The sequence below is a fragment of the Myxococcus sp. CA056 genome (assembly GCF_013336715.1).
GTDB lineage: Bacteria > Myxococcota > Myxococcia > Myxococcales > Myxococcaceae > Myxococcus > Myxococcus llanfairpwllgwyngyllgogerychwyrndrobwllllantysiliogogogochensis.
The window spans coordinates 1,239,502-1,256,671 of record NZ_JABUMT010000001.1 but is presented as its reverse complement, the minus strand read 5'-3'; the positions used below and the strand labels follow the sequence as shown (position 1 = coordinate 1,256,671).

16 protein-coding genes are annotated in these 17,170 nt (G+C 70.8%); 8 read left to right on the top strand and 8 right to left on the bottom strand.

Annotated features, from left to right (window positions below):
• Window positions 1-39 precede the first annotated feature (39 nt).
• A complete protein-coding gene (locus HUA76_RS05160) occupies window positions 40-564 on the bottom strand; it encodes a phage tail protein (RefSeq protein ID WP_141641161.1) in 525 nt (174 codons plus the stop codon).
• Between the two features lie 364 nt (window positions 565-928).
• Between HUA76_RS05160 and HUA76_RS46020 the strand changes: the two genes are divergently transcribed.
• Window positions 929-3,022: a collagen-like protein gene (locus HUA76_RS46020; protein WP_174460139.1), complete on the top strand. Its 2,094-nt coding sequence runs from the start codon at window positions 929-931 to the stop codon at window positions 3,020-3,022.
• Window positions 3,023-3,571: 549 nt separating this feature from the next.
• On the opposite strand, the gene HUA76_RS05150 is transcribed toward HUA76_RS46020, so the two are convergent.
• On the bottom strand, window positions 3,572-4,198 hold the full coding sequence (locus tag HUA76_RS05150; protein WP_371745817.1) for a GNAT family N-acetyltransferase: 627 nt from the start codon (window positions 4,196-4,198) through the stop codon (window positions 3,572-3,574).
• Between the two features lie 49 nt (window positions 4,199-4,247).
• Here HUA76_RS05150 and HUA76_RS05145 point away from each other — a divergent pair, with 49 nt between their 5' ends.
• Together HUA76_RS05145 and HUA76_RS05140 are read left to right on the top strand one after the other, a co-directional pair.
• Complete coding sequence (locus HUA76_RS05145; RefSeq protein WP_141641163.1) at window positions 4,248-4,772, top strand: hypothetical protein; 525 nt, start codon at window positions 4,248-4,250, stop codon at window positions 4,770-4,772.
• A gap of 628 nt (window positions 4,773-5,400) precedes the next feature.
• Window positions 5,401-6,150 carry a DUF1338 domain-containing protein gene (locus HUA76_RS05140; RefSeq protein WP_174457084.1) on the top strand — a complete coding sequence of 250 codons (750 nt, stop codon included), beginning with the start codon at window positions 5,401-5,403 and terminating at the stop codon, window positions 6,148-6,150.
• Window positions 6,151-6,154: 4 nt separating this feature from the next.
• Here the strand turns inward: HUA76_RS05140 and HUA76_RS05135 are convergent, their stop codons facing one another.
• A complete protein-coding gene (locus HUA76_RS05135; RefSeq protein WP_141641165.1) occupies window positions 6,155-6,715 on the bottom strand; it encodes a sugar O-acetyltransferase in 561 nt (186 codons plus the stop codon).
• Between the two features lie 247 nt (window positions 6,716-6,962).
• Between HUA76_RS05135 and HUA76_RS05130 the strand changes: the two genes are divergently transcribed.
• Entirely contained in the window at window positions 6,963-9,056 is a 2,094-nt protein-coding gene (locus HUA76_RS05130) for a S9 family peptidase (RefSeq protein WP_174460138.1), read from the top strand.
• A 13-nt stretch (window positions 9,057-9,069) separates the two neighbouring features.
• Here the strand turns inward: HUA76_RS05130 and HUA76_RS05125 are convergent, their stop codons facing one another.
• The 4 genes from HUA76_RS05125 to HUA76_RS05110 all read right to left on the bottom strand — a co-directional run bounded on the left by HUA76_RS05125 (window position 9,070) and on the right by HUA76_RS05110 (window position 12,013).
• Window positions 9,070-9,390 carry a multidrug efflux SMR transporter gene (locus tag HUA76_RS05125; protein WP_141641167.1) on the bottom strand — a complete coding sequence of 107 codons (321 nt, stop codon included), beginning with the start codon at window positions 9,388-9,390 and terminating at the stop codon, window positions 9,070-9,072.
• 113 nt (window positions 9,391-9,503) lie between these two features.
• Window positions 9,504-10,094: a GNAT family N-acetyltransferase gene (locus tag HUA76_RS05120; RefSeq protein WP_174457082.1), complete on the bottom strand. Its 591-nt coding sequence runs from the start codon at window positions 10,092-10,094 to the stop codon at window positions 9,504-9,506.
• A 230-nt stretch (window positions 10,095-10,324) separates the two neighbouring features.
• Window positions 10,325-11,629 carry an OmpA family protein gene (locus HUA76_RS05115; protein WP_174460137.1) on the bottom strand — a complete coding sequence of 435 codons (1,305 nt, stop codon included), beginning with the start codon at window positions 11,627-11,629 and terminating at the stop codon, window positions 10,325-10,327.
• 24 nt (window positions 11,630-11,653) lie between these two features.
• Window positions 11,654-12,013, bottom strand: coding sequence for a DUF4398 domain-containing protein (locus tag HUA76_RS05110; RefSeq protein ID WP_174457080.1), 360 nt, complete (start codon window positions 12,011-12,013; stop codon window positions 11,654-11,656).
• Window positions 12,014-12,225: 212 nt separating this feature from the next.
• Between HUA76_RS05110 and HUA76_RS05105 the strand changes: the two genes are divergently transcribed.
• Window positions 12,226-13,110, top strand: coding sequence for a 5'-3' exonuclease H3TH domain-containing protein (locus HUA76_RS05105; protein ID WP_174460136.1), 885 nt, complete (start codon window positions 12,226-12,228; stop codon window positions 13,108-13,110).
• A 6-nt stretch (window positions 13,111-13,116) separates the two neighbouring features.
• On the opposite strand, the gene HUA76_RS05100 is transcribed toward HUA76_RS05105, so the two are convergent.
• Window positions 13,117-14,766, bottom strand: a complete 1,650-nt coding sequence (locus HUA76_RS05100) for an ATP-binding protein (RefSeq protein ID WP_371745819.1) — start codon at window positions 14,764-14,766, stop codon at window positions 13,117-13,119.
• Window positions 14,767-14,935: 169 nt separating this feature from the next.
• Here HUA76_RS05100 and HUA76_RS05095 point away from each other — a divergent pair, with 169 nt between their 5' ends.
• The 3 genes from HUA76_RS05095 to HUA76_RS05085 are packed head-to-tail and all read left to right on the top strand — an operon-like array spanning window position 14,936 to window position 17,035.
• On the top strand, window positions 14,936-15,376 hold the full coding sequence (locus HUA76_RS05095; RefSeq protein ID WP_141641173.1) for a group II truncated hemoglobin: 441 nt from the start codon (window positions 14,936-14,938) through the stop codon (window positions 15,374-15,376).
• A gap of 56 nt (window positions 15,377-15,432) precedes the next feature.
• Window positions 15,433-16,032, top strand: a complete 600-nt coding sequence (locus tag HUA76_RS05090) for a TetR/AcrR family transcriptional regulator (RefSeq protein WP_174457077.1) — start codon at window positions 15,433-15,435, stop codon at window positions 16,030-16,032.
• Window positions 16,033-16,072: 40 nt separating this feature from the next.
• Window positions 16,073-17,035, top strand: a complete 963-nt coding sequence (locus HUA76_RS05085) for an alpha/beta hydrolase (protein ID WP_174460135.1) — start codon at window positions 16,073-16,075, stop codon at window positions 17,033-17,035.
• Window positions 17,036-17,170: the final 135 nt, after the last annotated feature.

The following is a 17,170-nucleotide window of genomic DNA, read 5'->3' as shown; positions in this document are numbered from 1 at the left end:
CCTTCTTGGAGAGGCGCGCCCGCCCCGCGACGCACGACGTCAGTTGCGCGAGGGGAAGATGCCTTCCAGCGCGATGATGAAGTTGATGGCCAGGAACGGAGACATGTTGTTGTGCGGCTGGCTGCCGCCCGCGACTCCAATGGCCGCCGGGTTCATCGTCCCGTCGATGGGCGCGGCCCGGTAGTTGAGGACCGTCGCGGTGCTGTCCGCCGCCAGCACCACGCCGATGGGCGTCTCCGTGTCGCCCTGCTGCGAGCTGACGTTGAGGGTGTGGTTGTGCGCTGGCATCTGCGTCGAAATCAGCGTCACCGTCTCCGACCCTCCCTGCTCGCCCAGGGTCCGGGGCGACAGGCCAGGCCCCTGTCCCGGCTGCATCGGATAGCGCCCGCGCAGGTCCGGCAGCGCGAAGGTCGTCTGCCCGTTGCCTCCATACGTCGTGCCCAGGATGGAGAAGAGCGCGGTGTTCTGCGCGATGGAGAGCAGCTGGCCCTGGCAGAACGCCCAGCCGCGCGGAGCGAAGTTTCCCCCGAACAGCCGGATTTCACCGATAAATGGCTCGGACACGTGTACGCCTTTCGTTGCTTGAGTGTGTGTGTTTCACGCGAAACCCAGCACGTGTCGCTCTCCTGAGCAAAGCATCGGCCACACTTCTTTCATGGGTCGTTTTGGAGTCAGGCCCCGCTGTGGGACGCGTGCTTCCCGAGTGGGCACGGGGGTCTCATGTGTCCCGTGCCCCATCGCGTCATGCGTTCCGGTGTGACGCGAGTCGCGTTCTGGAAGAACGCGGGGGAGGGCTGTTTCGCGTGAGCCATTTCGAGCCACAATCCCTCACGCCCTGCTGAGTGGGGCGTGCACCCCGACACAATCCATCCTGGCTCGTGACTTGCTCTGTGCCTTGGCCCTGAGTTCCACGACGAGGAGACCACCCATGGCTCAAATGAACTGGCGACACCCCACGTATTGGACGCGGGGGTTCCGCGCGCTACCGGTGACGGCGTTGTTGCTGTTGTCCGCATGTGAAGAAGGACCTGAAGGTCCCCAGGGGCCTCAAGGCCCCGCGGGCCCCGCCGGTGCTCAAGGCGCCGCGGGTCCTGAAGGCGCGCAGGGTGCTCAGGGCGACCTGGGCCCCAAGGGAGACACCGGTGACGTGGGGCCGGCCGGTCCAGCGGGGCCTGAAGGTCCCGAAGGCCCCGAGGGCCCTCCGGGTCCCGCCAATGGACCGCGAGGTGAGGAAGGAAAGCCCGCGGTGGCTCGCACGACGCTGGAGCCGGCGGGTGCCAACTGCGCCACGGGTGGCGTGAAGCTGGAGGCGGGCGTCGACGACAACGAAGACGACGACCTGGATGACGACGAGGTGGATGTCACCAGCTACGTGTGCAACGGCGCGCAGGGACCGCAAGGCGTCGAGGGGCCGAGGGGCGACACGGGGCCGCAGGGCAACGTGGGCCAGCAGGGGCCCCAGGGACAGCAGGGCGTCCAGGGACAGCAGGGTGAGACCGGCGCGCAGGGCAACGTGGGTCCGGCGGGTCCGGTGGGTCCCGCGGGTCCGGTGGGTCCGCGCGGTGATACCGGCCCTCAGGGTGAGACGGGCCCGGAGGGGCAGCAGGGCGCCACGGGCCTGAGCGCGCTGGTGCGCACGTCGGCCGAGGCGTCCGGGGCCAATTGCGCCACCGGCGGTGTGAAGCTGGAAGTGGGCGTGGACGCCAACCGCAACAACACGCTGGACACCTCCGAGGTCAACGCGGCGCTGACGCGCTACGTGTGCGCGGGGCCGCAGGGGCCGCAGGGGTTGAAGGGCGACCAGGGTTCGCAAGGTCTGCAGGGACAGACGGGTCCGCAGGGCGCCGCGGGCATCCACTCGGTGGCGGCGACGGCGGCCGAGCCGGCGGGCGCGAACTGCGCTACCGGTGGTGTGCGACTGCAGTTCGGGCAGGACTCCAACGGCAACGGCGTGCTGGATGCCGGCGAGGTCATCGCGGCGCTGACCCGGTACGTCTGCGCGGGGGCCCAGGGACCGCAGGGTGTCCCCGGTGCGCAGGGCACGCAGGGTACGCCGGGCACCACGGGTGCGACGGGCGCGACAGGAGCGACGGGGGCCACGGGGGCCACGGGCTTGCAGGGGCCGGCGGGTTCGACGGGTGTCTACGGTGACGGCTCGGGTGGCTTGCTCAACGTTCCCCTCGGCAACACGCTGGACCTCACCACGGTCGGTGGCTTCAACACCCTGGCGGGGCGGCAGCACCTCCAGTTCTCGACGGTGACCATCTCCGGCACCCTCATCCTCCCGAGCGGCACGGTCATCCGCTCCACGGGTGATGTCACCATCTCCGGAACCATCATCGTGGACCAGGGCACCGAAGACACCGGGACGGGCCCCGCGACGGCGGGCGTGTCGCGTGCCGCCGCTGGCGAGCCGCACAAGGGCCTGGGCTTGCAGCCGCTCCAGGGCGCGCAGCTCCTTCGGCCGGGTCCCCAGGGCGGTGGTTCTGGCGCGAAGGTTGCGGGGGTGAGTGGCGCCGGAGGTGGCGGCTCGCTGGTCATCCTCTCGCAGGGCAACGTGCGGGTGCAGCCGACCTCCGCCATCAACGCGAACGGCGACCCGGGTGGGACGTTGGGTAATACCCCTGGCGCCGGTGGTGGCGCGGGTGGTGTCGTCGTCATCGTGGGCAAGGCCAGCGTGACGGTGGGCGGCGCCATCCGTGTGGTGGGCGGTCGCGGCGGAGATGGCAACAACGCGGGCGGCGCTGGCAAGGGCGGTGGTGGCGGTGGCGGCGGTGGCATCATCCACCTGCTCTCCAGCACCAGTCCCACCGTGACGGGCACCCTCGACGTGAGTGCTGGCGCAGCGGGTATCACCGCTCCTCCCCAGGGTGCGAGCACCGCCGTCGCGGCGGGCGGTGGCGGCGGCGCGATGGGTGGTGACGGTGGCGATGGTGGTGCCACGGGCATCACGTCTGGCGCTGGCGCACCGGGCCTCTCCTTCCAGACCGTGACTCCCGTGCCGGAGAACATCTTCCTCTAAGCGGAGGAAGGCACATCCCGCTGTCCGGTCCTCACGGCCCGGCGGCGGGAGTCGGGGAGGAGGCCGGGTCGCTGGAGTGGCTCACCTCCGCCCTCTCGTGGGGCGCGCAAGAGTCCCGCGCCGTTTGCCTTCGGGGCTGACGGCGGGAGTCGGGGAGGAGGCCGGGTCGCCACGGGGGCGACCCACCTCGGTCCTCACGGGCCCACGAGGTGCACCGTGCCGTCCGGCTCTCGCTGCCTGGCGGTGGAGGGTTCGTAGGACGCAGTGAATCGCCGGACGGGCGGCTCGCATCCGAGTCGGGGGGACCGCTGGCATCCAGGCCATGGACGTGGCGCGAGCGGCCCCGTGCCGGTTCGTGGCTTCATCACCCGGGTCATTCGGATGACCCCGGAGCAAGCGCGCGGAGGCCCCCCTGGCTGTCTGTCTTCAGGGCCTCCGCGCGCTTCTTCGCCTTTCCCCGGCGACCGCCCGCGTGACGCGCAATCGGCGCGCGGCCCGTTCGTGTTCCGGGGGCATGGCGCGCTTCCCCCAAGCCGGGCCTTGTTGCCCTCAGCCCGCACGTGACGCGGGCGTCCACTCCATGGCCACGTATGGAGAATCTTCCCGCGCGGGCAAAGCGCCAGGCTCCACCTGGAAGCCCAGGCGCGAGTACAGCCCGCGCGCGGGACTGTCATGGAGCACATGCAGGCGCACGCACACGCGTGCCCCGCTCGCGGCCTCCAGCAGCTCGCGCAGGAGCTGTGTGCCCAGGCCCCCGCCCCGGTGCGAGGACAGCAGCGCGATGTCCACCAGCCGCCACTCCTTCTCACCGCGCACCACCAGCAACCTGCCCGCCGGCTGACCGTCCACCAACACCACCCGGTCCTCCGCTGTCGGATACCGCGCGCCCCAGTCACGCCCCCGGGCCAGCCACTGCATTCGCAGGAACGCCTCGCGCTGCGCGGGTGTCCAACCCCACGCCGCCAGCTCGCCCTCCCGCGCGCTGACGTACAGGGCGAAGAGGAAGTCGTTGTCGGAGGGGGCGATGGGACGAGAAGCCAGGGGCACGGTGCCGCGAAGCATGTCCGCGCGGGCCGCCACGCGTCCACCGCTCGACACCCCGCGCGGGCCTCGTCCGCCATCCGACGAGCCCGTGAAGCAACCGCGAACACCGACGTCCGTGGATTCGAGGTCCACACGTCAGACCTGGATGAGAGCTTCGGGGCAATCCCGACAGGAGCACGAGATGAAGAAGACGCGAGACCCTGAACTGACCCTGGCCCTCCAGGAGGCCCGCGAGACGGAGGACCGGTGGCGAGGGCTCGCCACGCGGCTGCTGGAGCTGGGGGATGACGCGATGGACGCGCAGTTGCTCGTCGCCTTCCGCGCCGCGCGCGAAGAGGGCGTCGTTCCTCCGGACGCGGGCTTCTTCCTGGTGGCCCACATCCTCACCGCCATGGCGGACGAGGCGCTGACGGAGGTACCGCGCGTCCAGCGGCTCGCGCTCGAACTGGACCTGATGGAGCGCGAGTACGGCATGGAGGACGGCTGCTGGCAGGACGACGAGGAGCCGCCGCCGGAGGACTGGGAGGCCCTGCTCGCCGAATACGAGAACGCCTGCGACGAGGCCCGCGCCGCCTTCTTCCGCGCCTACGGCGAGGAGGACATGGCCCGGCTGTACGTGGAGGACCGCGTCTGCTTCCACCGCCGCTTCGAGTGCGGCCGCCGCTTCTTCCACGGCCTGCCCATGCTCCCCGAGCACCTCCACTGACCCACTCCCTCCGTGGAGCGGTGCGTCATTCTCGGGAGCTGATGAAGTGTGTCTTCGCGGAACGAGAAATCGAGAGGGGAAGATTTCCGGGGGGCCGCGTTCATCAGCGTGCCGACCGGGTCCGCCCATTTCGCGGGGTGTCCTTCCGCGCGTGTCTCCCCGCCCCAGAGGGGGCTGACGCGTGCGCATCCGGAGGCGCTCGGGGGTTGTCCGTCGCGAGCCCGGTGTGGGGTTTCGCGGTGGAAGAGGGTGGAGGTGGGCCTGGGGGCCTGTCTTCGCCCTCGCCTGCGCTCGCGAGGCCACGATGACGTGGCGCGGCACAGCGTTACGGAAACTTTACGCTCACAATTCTGTCAATTAGCCGGGCTACAGGGTGGCGCAACGCGACTTTGATGCCCACTCTTGCGCGGCACTGGCGTTTTCCAACGTCGCACCCTATTTCGCCGCACGACTTCGGGTGGCGCCGAGCGGGCCGGAACGGAAGTCAATGCATACCAAGAAGGGTACAGAGACTCGAAACTCCAAGGCGAGTCTCTAGCGCGCGGCGCGCGTCTCCGAACGAAGTCCCCTCCAAGGGCTCGGGGCCGCGCGCCGCCGCACTTTTCTGGGCGGATTAGAGTGCGCCGCCATGACGACTTCTCAGGCCACCCGGCTGTTGGACCTGCTCTGGGAGCGCTACGCCTCCGAGGTGCCGTTTGCCCGCACCTTCGTGCAGCTCTCCGGAGGCAGCTTTCGCAATGACCATGTCGCGCTGCGCTCGCTGGCGCGGCCCGGGGGCGGCATCGCCCTCTTCTCGCGGCCCTTCGAGCGGCTGGGCTGGAAGCCCGCGGGGGCATACACCTTCCCCGACGCGCACCTGTCCGCCATCTACCTGTCGCATCCGGCGGGGCTGCCGCGCGTCTTCATCTCCGAGCTGAAGTCGGAGGAGCTGTCGCCGCGCGCCCGCGAGCTGCTCGGCACGCTGCCGGACGACCCTCCGCCGCCCGAGGACGTGGACGCGCTGGCGGCGTGGTTCTGCTCGCCGCCGCCGCCGTCGGAGGCCGCGCTGCTGGAGCTGGAGAAGGAGTCGCAGTACGGCGCCTGGCTCCTGGCCTTCGGCCGCAAGGTGAACCACTTCACCGGCTCGGTGGATGACGTGGAGGTCTGGCAGCAGCGCATGCGGGAGGCGGGCGTTCCCATGAAGGCGGACATCGAGGGCGCGCCGGGCACGTCGCTGCGGCAGACCGCCACCCAGGCCGCGCCGCTGTCGGTGACGCTGCGCGAGGGAGGCCGCCGTCCGTGGCCCTACGCGTACTTCGAGATTGCCCAGCGCGCGCCGGACTTCGACGGGTTCCTGGGGCCGCAGGCGCGCGCGCTGTTCGACATGACGAAGCGCTGAACGCTCAACGCAGCGAACGGATGACACGACAGGGATTGCCCGCCGCCAGCACATACGGCGGGATGTCCTTCGTCACCACGCTGCCGGCGCCGATGGTGACGCCCTCGCCGATGGTGACGCCCGCGACGATGATGGCGCCGCCGCCCACCCACGTCTTCGCGCCGATGGTGACGGGCCTGGCCAGTTCCGGGCCCTTGATGCGCTCGTCCGCGTCCAACGGGTGCGTGGCCGCGTAGATGTGCACGTTGGGGCCAAACGACACGTCGTCACCAATGGTAATCTGGTTGCAATCCAGGATGACGCACTGGAAGTTCATGTAGACGCGCTCGCCCAGGGTGATGAAGGTGCCGTAGTCGCAGTGGAAGGGCGGCTCGATGTAGCAGCCCGTGCCCCGCTTCCCGATGAGCTGGTCGAGCAGCTGCTTGCGCGCGTCCTCGTCGTCCATGAGCGTGTCGTTGTAGAGGCGCAAGAGCCGGCGCGCCCGGGACCTGGCCGCCGTCAGCTCCGCGTCCCAGCCGCTGTACAGCTCCCCAGCAAGCATCTTCTCCCGCTCGGTTCGTGCCATGGCCCGGCAGTCTTCACCGGCCCTGGCGCACGGCTTCCGTCGAAGTGGGGAGTCTGTCCGACGATGGACGCGCTGAGTCACTCCTCGCACGCCAAAACTTCCGAGGTCCAACGAATGAGGAGGCCTCCCAGGAAGGAGGGCCGGGCCCTCGGGTGAGGTGCCAGAAGCAAGTGTCCGGACGCGGGGCCGTCCCACTCATGTAGTCTGGTGCTCTCTTCCAGACCCGTGGGGGGATGTGTTGATTCGGATGGTGGCGAGAGTCGTCGGCCTGGGTGTGGCGCTGTGGTGCGTGGCTCCGGCCTTCGCGCAGGTGGGCGAGTCCATGCCCGCGCCCTCCGCGTTGGACCGCGAGACGACGGTGGTCGTTCGCGGCGCGGCGACGAAGGTGGGCAAGCCGTCGGTGGAGTCCATCCTGGGCGCGGTGGGCCGCACCACGCGCTTCCGCCAGGTGGCCCTGTCTCCCAATGGGACGTGGGTGGCGTGGGTGGAGGTGGCTTCCACGGGGGGCACGCTCATCCACGCGGTGGAGCTGGACGTGAGCGAGCCGCAGGCGGTGCGCGTCAGCGTCTGTCCCGACGGGCGCGCCTGTGACGAGTCGTCCATCGCCTGGAGTCCGGATGGAAAGCAGTTGGCGTTCCTGTCCGATGCGGTCCAACGGGGACAGTCCCAGTTGTATGTCGCGGACCTGGCGCAGTCCGTGGCGCGGAAGCTGACGTCCTTCCAGGGCTCGGTGTCCGCGCCCCAGTGGTCGCCGGATGGCGCGTCCGTGGCGGTGCTGGTGATGCAGGGCGAGGGGGCCGAGCAGGCCAAGGGCCCCAACGGCCCCGCGGCGCGAGAGACGGGCGTGGTGCGGGAGTCCCATTCCGTGAAGCGCGTGGCGCTGGTGTCCGTGGCGGACGGCGCCCACCGCGTCGTGTCGCCCGAGCAGCTCTTCGTCTACGAGTACGCGTGGAGTCCGGAGGGCTCGCGGCTGGCCTTCATCGCGGCGCCGCCTCCAGGAGACGCGAGCTGGTGGTTGGCGAAGCTGCATGTGCTGGAGACGGCCAACGGCCGCTCGCGCCTGGTGTACGCGCCCAGGTGGCAGCTCACCGAGCCGGTGTGGAGCCCGGATGGGAAGCACGTGGCCGTCATCGAGGGGTTGATGAGCGACCAGGGCGTCAACGGGGGCGATGTGATGCTGGTGTCGCTGGAGGGCGGCAAGGCGCGCAACCTCACCGCGGGGATGAAGGCGACGGCGACGACGCTCGAGTGGGTGGCGCCTCGGAAGCTGCTGTTCGGCGCGCAGGTGCGCGGGGAGTCGGCGGTGGCCTCGGTGGACCCGACGGCGCAGGGCGGGGTGACGGTGCTGTGGAAGGGGCCGGAGCGGCTGAGCGCGGGCGGCTCCGTGGGGCTGTCGCTGTCGCGGGACGGCAAGCGCAGCGCGGTGGTGCGCGAGTCCTTCACCCAGGCGCAGAACGTGTGGGTGGGGCCGGTGGGGGACTGGGAGCGAGTCACGCGGCGCGAGGAGGACCTGCGCGCGCTCGTGGGCGAGACGCGAGACCTGTCGTGGAAGAGCGATGGCGCGGAGGTGCAGGGCTGGCTGGTGGCGCCCGCCGCGTCGATGGCGCCTCCTTCGGGCACGCGCGCGCCCATGGTGACGATGATTCACGGCGGGCCGGCGGCGGGCGTGGTGCCTCAATTCCGGCCGGACGTCCTGCTCTTCACGGCCCGGGGCTACTACGTCTTCCTCCCCAACTACCGGGGCAGCTTCGGCCAGGGCGCGGACTTCGCGCAGGCCAACCGGCGCGACTTCGGCTTCGGTGACTTGCGCGACATCGTGTCGGGCGTGGATGCGGCGCTGGCGCACGCGCCGGTGGACCCCTCGCGGCTGGGGGTGACGGGGTGGAGCTACGGCGGCTTCATGACGATGTGGGCGGTGACGCAGACGCAGCGCTTCCGCGCGGCGGTGGCGGGCGCGGGCATCGCCAACTGGCAGAGCTACTACGGCACCAACCGCATCGACGCGTGGATGCGGCCGTACTTCGGCGCGTCCGTGTATGAGGAGCCGGAGGTGTACACGCGCAGCTCGCCCATCAACTACGTGAAGCTGGCGCGCACGCCCACGCTGGTGCTGCATGGCGAGCGGGACGTGGAGGTGCCCGTGACGCAGGGCTACGAGTTCCACCACGCGCTGAAGGAGCTGGGGGTGAAGACCCAGTTCGTCGTCTACGCGGACGAGGGCCACACCCTGCGCAAGCCGGAGCACGTGGTGGACCGGATGCGGCGCACGGTGGAGTGGCTCGACACGCACCTGCCCGCGGGCCCCAACGGCGCCCCTCGGGCCGCCGCGCTCCCGCGCTGAGCCGCGCGCGGCGTCAGTGCGCGCCGCGCAGGTTGAGCAGGACGACGCCCCCGATGATGAGCGCCACGCCGATGACCTTGGTGGTGCTCAACGGCTCGTCCAGGAAGATGACGCCGATGGTGACGATGGCGGCCGTTCCCAGGCCGGACCACATCGCGTACGCGACGCCCACCGGCACCTGCTTCACCGCTTGCGCCAGCAGCAGGAACGCCACCGCGTAGCCCGACAGGCAGCCCACGGTGGGCCACAGGCGGGTGAAGCCCTGGGTGGACTTCAGCAGGCTCGTCGCCACCACTTCACAGGCGATGGCCCCCAACAGGAACAGATACGCCACGCTTCCACCTCCGTGGCGAAGCTGTACGAGGCTCGCTGTCCCTTCGCCAGCGCGTCTTGCGTCCGTCGAGGGATTCACGACGGTTGACTCGAGCGCGTGTCGCGTGGCCGCGACTACTCGGCGGTGGGGCTTCCCTCGGGCGCGACGAGCGAGGTGAGGATGTGGTCCCTCCAGCGGCCGTCGATGCGCAGGAAGTCGCGCGCGTAGCCCTCCACCGCGAAGCCCAGCCGGCGCAGCACGGCGGCGCTCCGGAGGTTCTCCGGGAGGTGGTTGGCCTGGATGCGGTGCAGGCCCATGGTGGTGAAGGCGTGGGTGCAGACGGCGCGCAGGGCCTCCGTCATCAGGCCCTGGCCCTCGTGACGGTGGTCCAGGCCGTAGCCCAGCGTCACGGCCTGGAGCGGTCCCCGGACGATGTTCGTGAGGGAGATGTTGGCGATGACGGGCGCGGAGGACAGCGGCTCCGCGCGAGGGAGGACCACCATGCGCAGGGACCTGTCGAAGCGCGCGTCCTCCAGGTCCTGTGCCAGCCGCGTGCGCCAGTACGCCAGGGTGTAGAAGTGGGCGGGCCGCGTGGGGGACACCGGGCCCAGGTGGTCCCGGTTGGCTTCGAAATAGGCAACGACGCGCGCCGCCCCGTCGGGAGGCAGCTGGGTCACCCTCAAGCGCTCGGTGGTGAGCAGGACGATGGGTTTGTCGGAGGCCATGACGAGAGCGGCGCGCAGGCTATCGCGTCGCGCGCCGGAACCGGAGCGCCGCAAGCGGGACGGAGCGCTCCGGGTGACAGGTGCTCGACGGGGCCGAAACGCCGCGCTCCGGGCCTGTCCGGGCATGAGAGCCGCGCGCAGGTCCGGAGCGAGGGTTCTTCACGCACACCACCAGGAGCAACGTGCCTCGCACACCCACCCGGCGTTGGGCCGGGCGGGTGTCAGCGGGGTTACTGCTTCACGTCCTGATTCGCGCCGTCCGAGCCACCCGTGCCATGGAAGTCCTCGTGGTCGGCCGACGTGCCCTGCTGTCCCTGGCTCTCCGAAGGCGCACCACCGCCACCGGTGCCCGGGAAGTCTTCATGGTCCGCTGAGGTGCCCTGCTGTCCGGAGGGAACCGCGCCGCTCGTGTCCTCCTGGGGCGGCAGGGTGTCGTTCGAGGAGCCTGACTCCGGAGCCTGCTTCTGCTGCTCGGAGCCGGCGCCGCCCGTGCCCTGGCCGCTGCCGCCGACGGCGCGCTGTCCGCCGCGCTCGACGACGATTTCCACGCGGCGGTTGTTCGCGCGGCCCTCGGCCGTGGCGTTGGTGGCCACGGGCCGGAACTCACCCATGCCGCGCGCCTCGATGCGATTGGCGGGGACGCCCTGGTTGATGAGGAACTCCTTCACGCGCTCGGCGCGCGCATAGGAGAGCCGCTCGTTGAGCGCGTCCGAGCCCTGCGAGTCCGTGTGCCCTTCGATGAGCAGTGGCTTGTCGCCCTCCTTCAGCACCTGCGCCACGTCCGCCAGCCTGTCGCGGGCCACCGGCAGCAGGTCCGACGCACCGGAGGCGAAGAGGACGCTGCCTGACAGCGTCAGCACCGTGCCTCGGGCTTCCTCACGGACCTTGAGGTCCTTGTTCGCGCGGTCCAGCTGCGTCAGGGCCTCGCTGGCCTTGCGCTCGGCCTCCACGCGCGCCTGTCGCTCCGCCTCCAGTTGCTGGGCGCTCTGCTGCTCCGTCTGGCTTCGCGCCTGTTGCTGCGCCTGCAGCTCCGCCGTCTGGCGTTGCAGCTCCTGGTTCTGCTGGGCCAGGCGCTGGGCCTCGGCCTCCAACTGCTGACGACGGGAGGACTCTTCCGACAGCCGCTGGTCATTGGCCTGCTGCTGCTGGGAGGCCTGGGCCTGCGAAAGCCGCTGCTGCTCCTGTCGGGCCTGGGCCTGGCTCAAGGCCGCTTCGGCCTGGGCCTGTTGCCTGGCGGCGATCTCCGCGCTGCCCCAGGCGCCGGCGGTCTCCGCCTTGCGCAGGGCCACGTAGGACAACACTCGCGTGCGGGTGGCGTCCTTGTCGTCCTGGTACGCCTGCTCCGCCTGGCGCAAGGCATCGCGCGCCTCGGTCACCTCCCGGGGACGCTCACGCCCCTGGGGACTGGCAATCAACTGCTGATAGGCCGACCGCGCCTCCACGAGCTCCTTGGGTGGAGCGGCACTCGCGCTCCCCGCGGCGAGGAGCGTCGTGGCTCCGACGAGGGCCTTCCATCCACGCTTGCTTCGCACCATGACGGTTTCCTCCGGGACTCGGGCTCACTGCAGGCCGCGTTGCAGCGCCTGGGCCTGCTGGGTGGTTTGTTGCGCCTGCCGCTCCAGTGGCAACGCACGTGCGAGCGCCAGCGCGAGGTCCGCGTCCGCGTCCGCCTGCATGAAGCTCAGCTCCGCGCCTTCCATGTCCTCGTCCATCATCAGCTGCTCGCCGTTGTTGACCTGCTGGCGGGCGAACTCCAGGTGGCGAGCGGCTTCGGGGATGCGCGACGCGCCTGCTCCTTCCGCGGCGCGCATGGAGGCGATGGCCTCTGTTCGTTTGGTGTTCGAGACGGGTGTCACGCTCTGGCTGGCGCACCCGAACAGGGTGGCGCACAGCATCGCGGCAAGCAGCTTCGGGCGCACGGTCTACCTCCAGCAGCCGGATGGAGCGCGGGTGTCGCGCCCCAGGTCCTGAAGTGTGCTCGCGCCGACAACCCGGCAATCCTCACCGGGACAAGCCGCCCGGGGAGCGGCCGGGCGACCCCGGGGCGCGGCGAGCAGTCCTTGCGCGCGGAGGGCCTCGTGACGGTGCGGCCGGGCTGGTCGGAAGGCGCCGGGAGCGATAGGACGGCGGGATGCGCCTGCACCTGGTGGATGGCACGTACGAGCTGTACCGCGCCCACTTCTCGCCCCGGCCCGGCCACGCCGCGCCGGACGGGCAAGACGTGAAGGCGACGGTGGGGTTGATGTCCTCGCTGCTCATGCTGCTGCACGACACGGACGAAGCGGTGACACACGTGGCGGTGGCGTTCGACAACCCCATCCGCTCGTTCCGCAATGCGCTGTTCGACGGCTACAAGAGCGACGAGGGCGTCCCGCCGGAGTTGCATGCGCAGTTCAACCTGGCCGAGGAAGCCGTCGCGGCGCTGGGCGTGCGCGTGTGGTCCATGAAGGAGCACGAGGCGGACGACGCGCTGGCCACGGCGGCGGCGAAGTGGGCGGACGCGGTGGAGCAGGTGCGGCTGCTCACCCCGGACAAGGACCTGGGGCAGTGCGTGCGCGGCCAGCGCGTGGTGCAGGTGGACCGGCGTCAGGAGAAGGTGCTGGACGAGGACGCGGTGCGCGCGAAGCTGGGCGTGTCCCCCACGAGCGTGCCGGACCTGCTCGCGCTGATGGGCGACGACGCGGATGGCATCCCCGGGCTGCCGGGCTTCGGGGAGAAGGGCGCCTCGTCGCTGCTGGCGGCCTACGGAAGACTGGAGGCGATTCCGGACGACGCGGCGACGTGGACGGCGCGCCCGCGTGGCGCGGACAAGCTGGCGGCGACGCTGCGCGCGCATCGCGAGGAGGCGCTGCTGTACCGGCGGCTCGCCACGCTGGTGACGGATGCTCCGCTGCCCGGCACGAAGACGCTGGAGGACGTGGCGTGGCGGGGCGTGCCCCGGCAGGTGTTCGAGTCACTCTGCGACAGGCTGGGCGTCACCACGATGAAGCGCAGGCCGAAGCGCTGGGTGGACTGAGGCGGACTACCCCGCGGCCTGTCCGTCGTCGTCCTGGGCCGCGAGGGCGACGGGCGGCTGGCGGGGAAGGCGCACGGTGAAGGTGGTGCCGTGTTCCTGGGTGGAGCGCGCCTCCACGGTGCCGCCGTGGGCCACGACGATGCTGCGCACGATGTAGAGCCCCAGTCCGATGCTGCGCACGCCCCGGTCCTCGGGGCGCTCCACGCCGCGCTCCAGCGGCTCGAAGATGCGCGACTGGAGGTCGCCCGGAATCGGGAGGCCCGCGTTGTGGACCTCCAGGACGATGCCCGTGTCCTCGCCCCTCGCGATGACGCGCACCACGGTGTCCGGCGGGCTGTACTGCATCGCGTTGCCCACCAGGTTGCCGAGCACCTGCGCCACCCGGTCGGGGTCCCACGCGCCCGCTCCGCTGCCCTGGTAGTCGGAGACGATGCGGCGCTCGGGCCAGGCCGCCTGGAGTTCGTCCAGCGCCGCGTGCACCACCTCGTGCAGGTCCATGGCGCGCGGATAGATGGGGAGCCCGCGGCCCTGCCGGGCCCGCGTGAAGTCGAGCAGGTCGCGAATCATCCGCGTCGCCCGCTCCGCCGCGCGCAGGATTCGCTGCACGTTGCGCTGTTGCCGGTCGTCCGCGTCCGGGCGCTGCGCCAGCAGGGACGCGGCCAGCGTTATCGCGCCCAGGGGGTTGCGCAAATCATGGCTGACGATGCCGATGAGCTGCCGCTCGAAGTCCGCCTGCGCGTGCACCTCGGCCAGCAGGCGCAGGCGCTCGGCCTCCGTCTGCTGCCATTCGGTGACGTCCTGCATGGCGCCCACCACCTGCACCGCCTGGTTGTCCCCGTCCCGGACGATGTGGCACCGGTCCACCACGTGGGCCCACGTGCCGTCCCCGCGTTGGAAGCGGTAGGTGTCCTGCCACTCGTGGGTCTCGCTGGCCAGGGCCAGCCGCAGGCCGCGCACCACGCGGTCCCGGTCCTCGGGGTGCAGGCGCTCGGCCCACCAGTCGCGCGTGTCCCGGATGTTCGTGGACACGTGGCCGAACAGCTCGTGCAGGCCGCTGGTCCAGTCCACCGTGTCCGTGCGCGGGTCCCACTCCCACACCGCGTCCCGCGTGGCCCGGGCGGCCAGCCGGAAGCGCAGCTCGCTGCGCCACGCGCGCTCCTCCGCGGCCTGCACCTCCGTCAGCGTGCCCTCCGCCAGCATGCGCCGCGCGCGCTCGTCCTCGAGCAGCTGGCGTCGCTGACGCTCCAGGCGCGCCAGGGCCAGCACGCGCGCCTCCAGCTCCACCGGACGGAAGGGCTTGAAGACGTAGTCGTTGGCGCCCGCCGCCAGCGCCTCCACCACGTCGTCCGCGCGGGTGTTGACGGTGAGCAGCAGCACCGGAATCAGCGAGGTGGTGGCGCCCGAGCGCACGAAGCGGCACACCTCCAGGCCCGACATGCCCGGCAGGTACCAGTCCAGGACGAGCACCTCGGGGAGCATTCCGTGCTCCCGCCCCAGCGCCTCCAGCAACGCGGCCCCGTCGGTGAACGTCTCCACCCGGCAGGTGGGAGTGAGCACGCGGCGAATGGCCTCGTTTTCCACGGAGCTGTCGTCGAGGACCCAGACTCGGGGCGGAGGCATCGCCCTGGCCTGCTTGGAGTTGGTGGAAGGGTGCACGGGTGGGGCAGGGCTCTAGCAACCGGCTCTTGCCTGGGTCAAATCTTCGATGGGCAACCCGCGAGGTGCCTGCCAACCTGTCGGCCTCTCGACACCCCTCGGAGCGGCACGCCGAGCGCTCGTTTCGGGAGGGGAAAACCCCGTGCCCGCACGGATGTTGAAGGATGTCATGCCTGTTGAGCTCAAAATTCCCTCCTCTGATGATTGGGTGCCCACGCTGGAGGACACGCCGTATCAGCGCATCGGTGGCGCGGATGCGGTGATGGCGTTGGCGGGGGCCTTCTATGACGCGATGGACGCGCACGAGCCCGTGCTGGCGAAGTTGCACGAACTGGACGAGCAGGGCCGGGTGAACGGGGGGACGCGCGAGCGCTTCGGCCTCTTCCTCATCGGCTGGCTGGGCGGGCCGCAGCATTACGCGGAGCGCCACGGCCACCCGCGCCTGCGGATGCGTCATGGCCATGTGCCCGTGGATCTCTCCATGCGCGACGCGTGGCTGCGCGCCATGGGGAAGGCCCTGGATGCCCGGGGAGTCACCGGCGGCCTGCGCCGCTTCCTGGATGACCGCTTCGCCCAGGTGGCGGACTTCCTGCGCAACACCGAGGGCTGAGCAGCCCCGTGGTTCATCGACTTGCGGAAAAAAGCACGGGCGTTTAGAAAGAGCCCATGCGCAAGGGAGAGCTCACCCATCAGGCGATTCTGGAGCGGGCCATCCAGCTCGCCAGCCGCGTGGGGCTCCAGGGGCTGAGCATTGGCGGGCTGGCGGAGGAGCTGCAGCTCTCCAAGAGCGGCCTGTTCGCGCACTTCCGTTCCAAGACGTCGCTCCAGGTGGAAATCCTGGAGGCGGCGACGGCGCTGTTCACCGAGCGCGTCATCCGCCCGGCGCTCACGCAGCCGCGAGGCGAGCCCCGGGTGCGGGCCCTCTTCGAGCAGTGGCTGACGTGGGAGAAGGAGCTGGTGCCGGAGGGCGGGTGCATCTTCGTGGCGGCGGCCACGGAGCTGGACGACGCGCCCGGGCCCGCGCGTGACAGGTTGGTGCAGACGCAGCGGGACTGGCTGGACTGCCTGGCCCAGGCCGCGCGCATCGCCGTCGCGGAGGGGCACTTCCACAAGGACGTGGACGTGGAGCAGTTCGCCCACGATGAGAACGCACTGCTCCTGGGCTTTCACCACTCCGCGCGCCTGTTGAAAGAGCCGCGCGCGGAGACGTGGGCCCGGCGCGCCTTCGACGCGCTGTTGCGCGCCGCCCGTCCCCAAGGCTCCTGAGATTTCTTTGGCTGTGTGTCGTTCCGAGGAGGACCTCGTCATGGCGAAAAATAGCACGAACGTTCGGGCGAAATTGGCGATGTGGGGCGTGCGGGCGGCGGCGTTGAGCATGGGGGCGGTGGCGCCGGGGCTGACGGCGGCGTGGGCGGACCGGATGTTCCGGACGCCTCGGAGGCCGCATCGCTCGAAGACGGCGGAGGCGGTGCTGGCGCGGGGGCAGCCGCGGCTGCTGACGCTGGGGGGCGAGGAGGTGGCGGTGTGGAGCTGGGGCGTGGGACCGCGCGTGCTGCTGGTGCACGGGTGGAGCGGGTATGGCGGGCAGCTCACGGCCTTCGTGGAGCCGCTGGTGTCGGCGGGTTTCTCCGTCGTGACGTACGACGCGCCGGGGCACGGGCAGTCGTCGGGGAGGACCAGCTCGTTGCCGGAGATGGCGGAGCTGGTGGCGGACGTGGCGCGGGCGACGGGTGGGCCGTACGCGGTGATTGCGCACTCGCTGGGCGCGGCGGCGACGGCGGTGGCGATGCGGGATGGGCTGAAGGTGGGACGCGCGGTGTTCGTCTCGCCGCCCGCGGACCCGAGGGGTGGCATCCAGGCCTTCGCGCGGGCGATGGGGCTGACGGATGGCGTGTGGATGCGGATGGAGCAGCGCATCGAGGCGCACTTCAACGTGCGGCTGCGCGACCTGGCCCTGCCGAACTTCGTGCGGCTCTTGGGGCACGTGCCGCTGCATGTGTTTCACGACGTGGGAGACCGGGAGGTGCCGCTCGTCGCGGGCGAGTCGGTGGCGAGCGCCTGGCCGGGCGCGCGGCTGACGCGCACGCAGGGGCTGGGGCATCACCGCATCCTGTACGCGCCGGAGGTCGTTTCGCAGGCGGTGGACTTCCTCGTGGAGGGGAAGCCGGAGACCGCGTGGCCCGACGTGGGGCTGCTGGCCTCGGCGTCCGCTTCGGCCTCTGCTTCGACGGCGTCGCGCGCGTCACTGCGGTTGGTGCGGCACTCGTGAGGGAGACAGTGGCTGCTGGCTGAAGCGAGTCCTGGTCGTCACGCTGCTGGGGCTGATGAGTCTCGTCCGCGCTCGTTCATGCAGGACTCCGGGGGGAGGTTCTGGGCATGTCTGGTTTTCGGGAGCAAGCCCGTC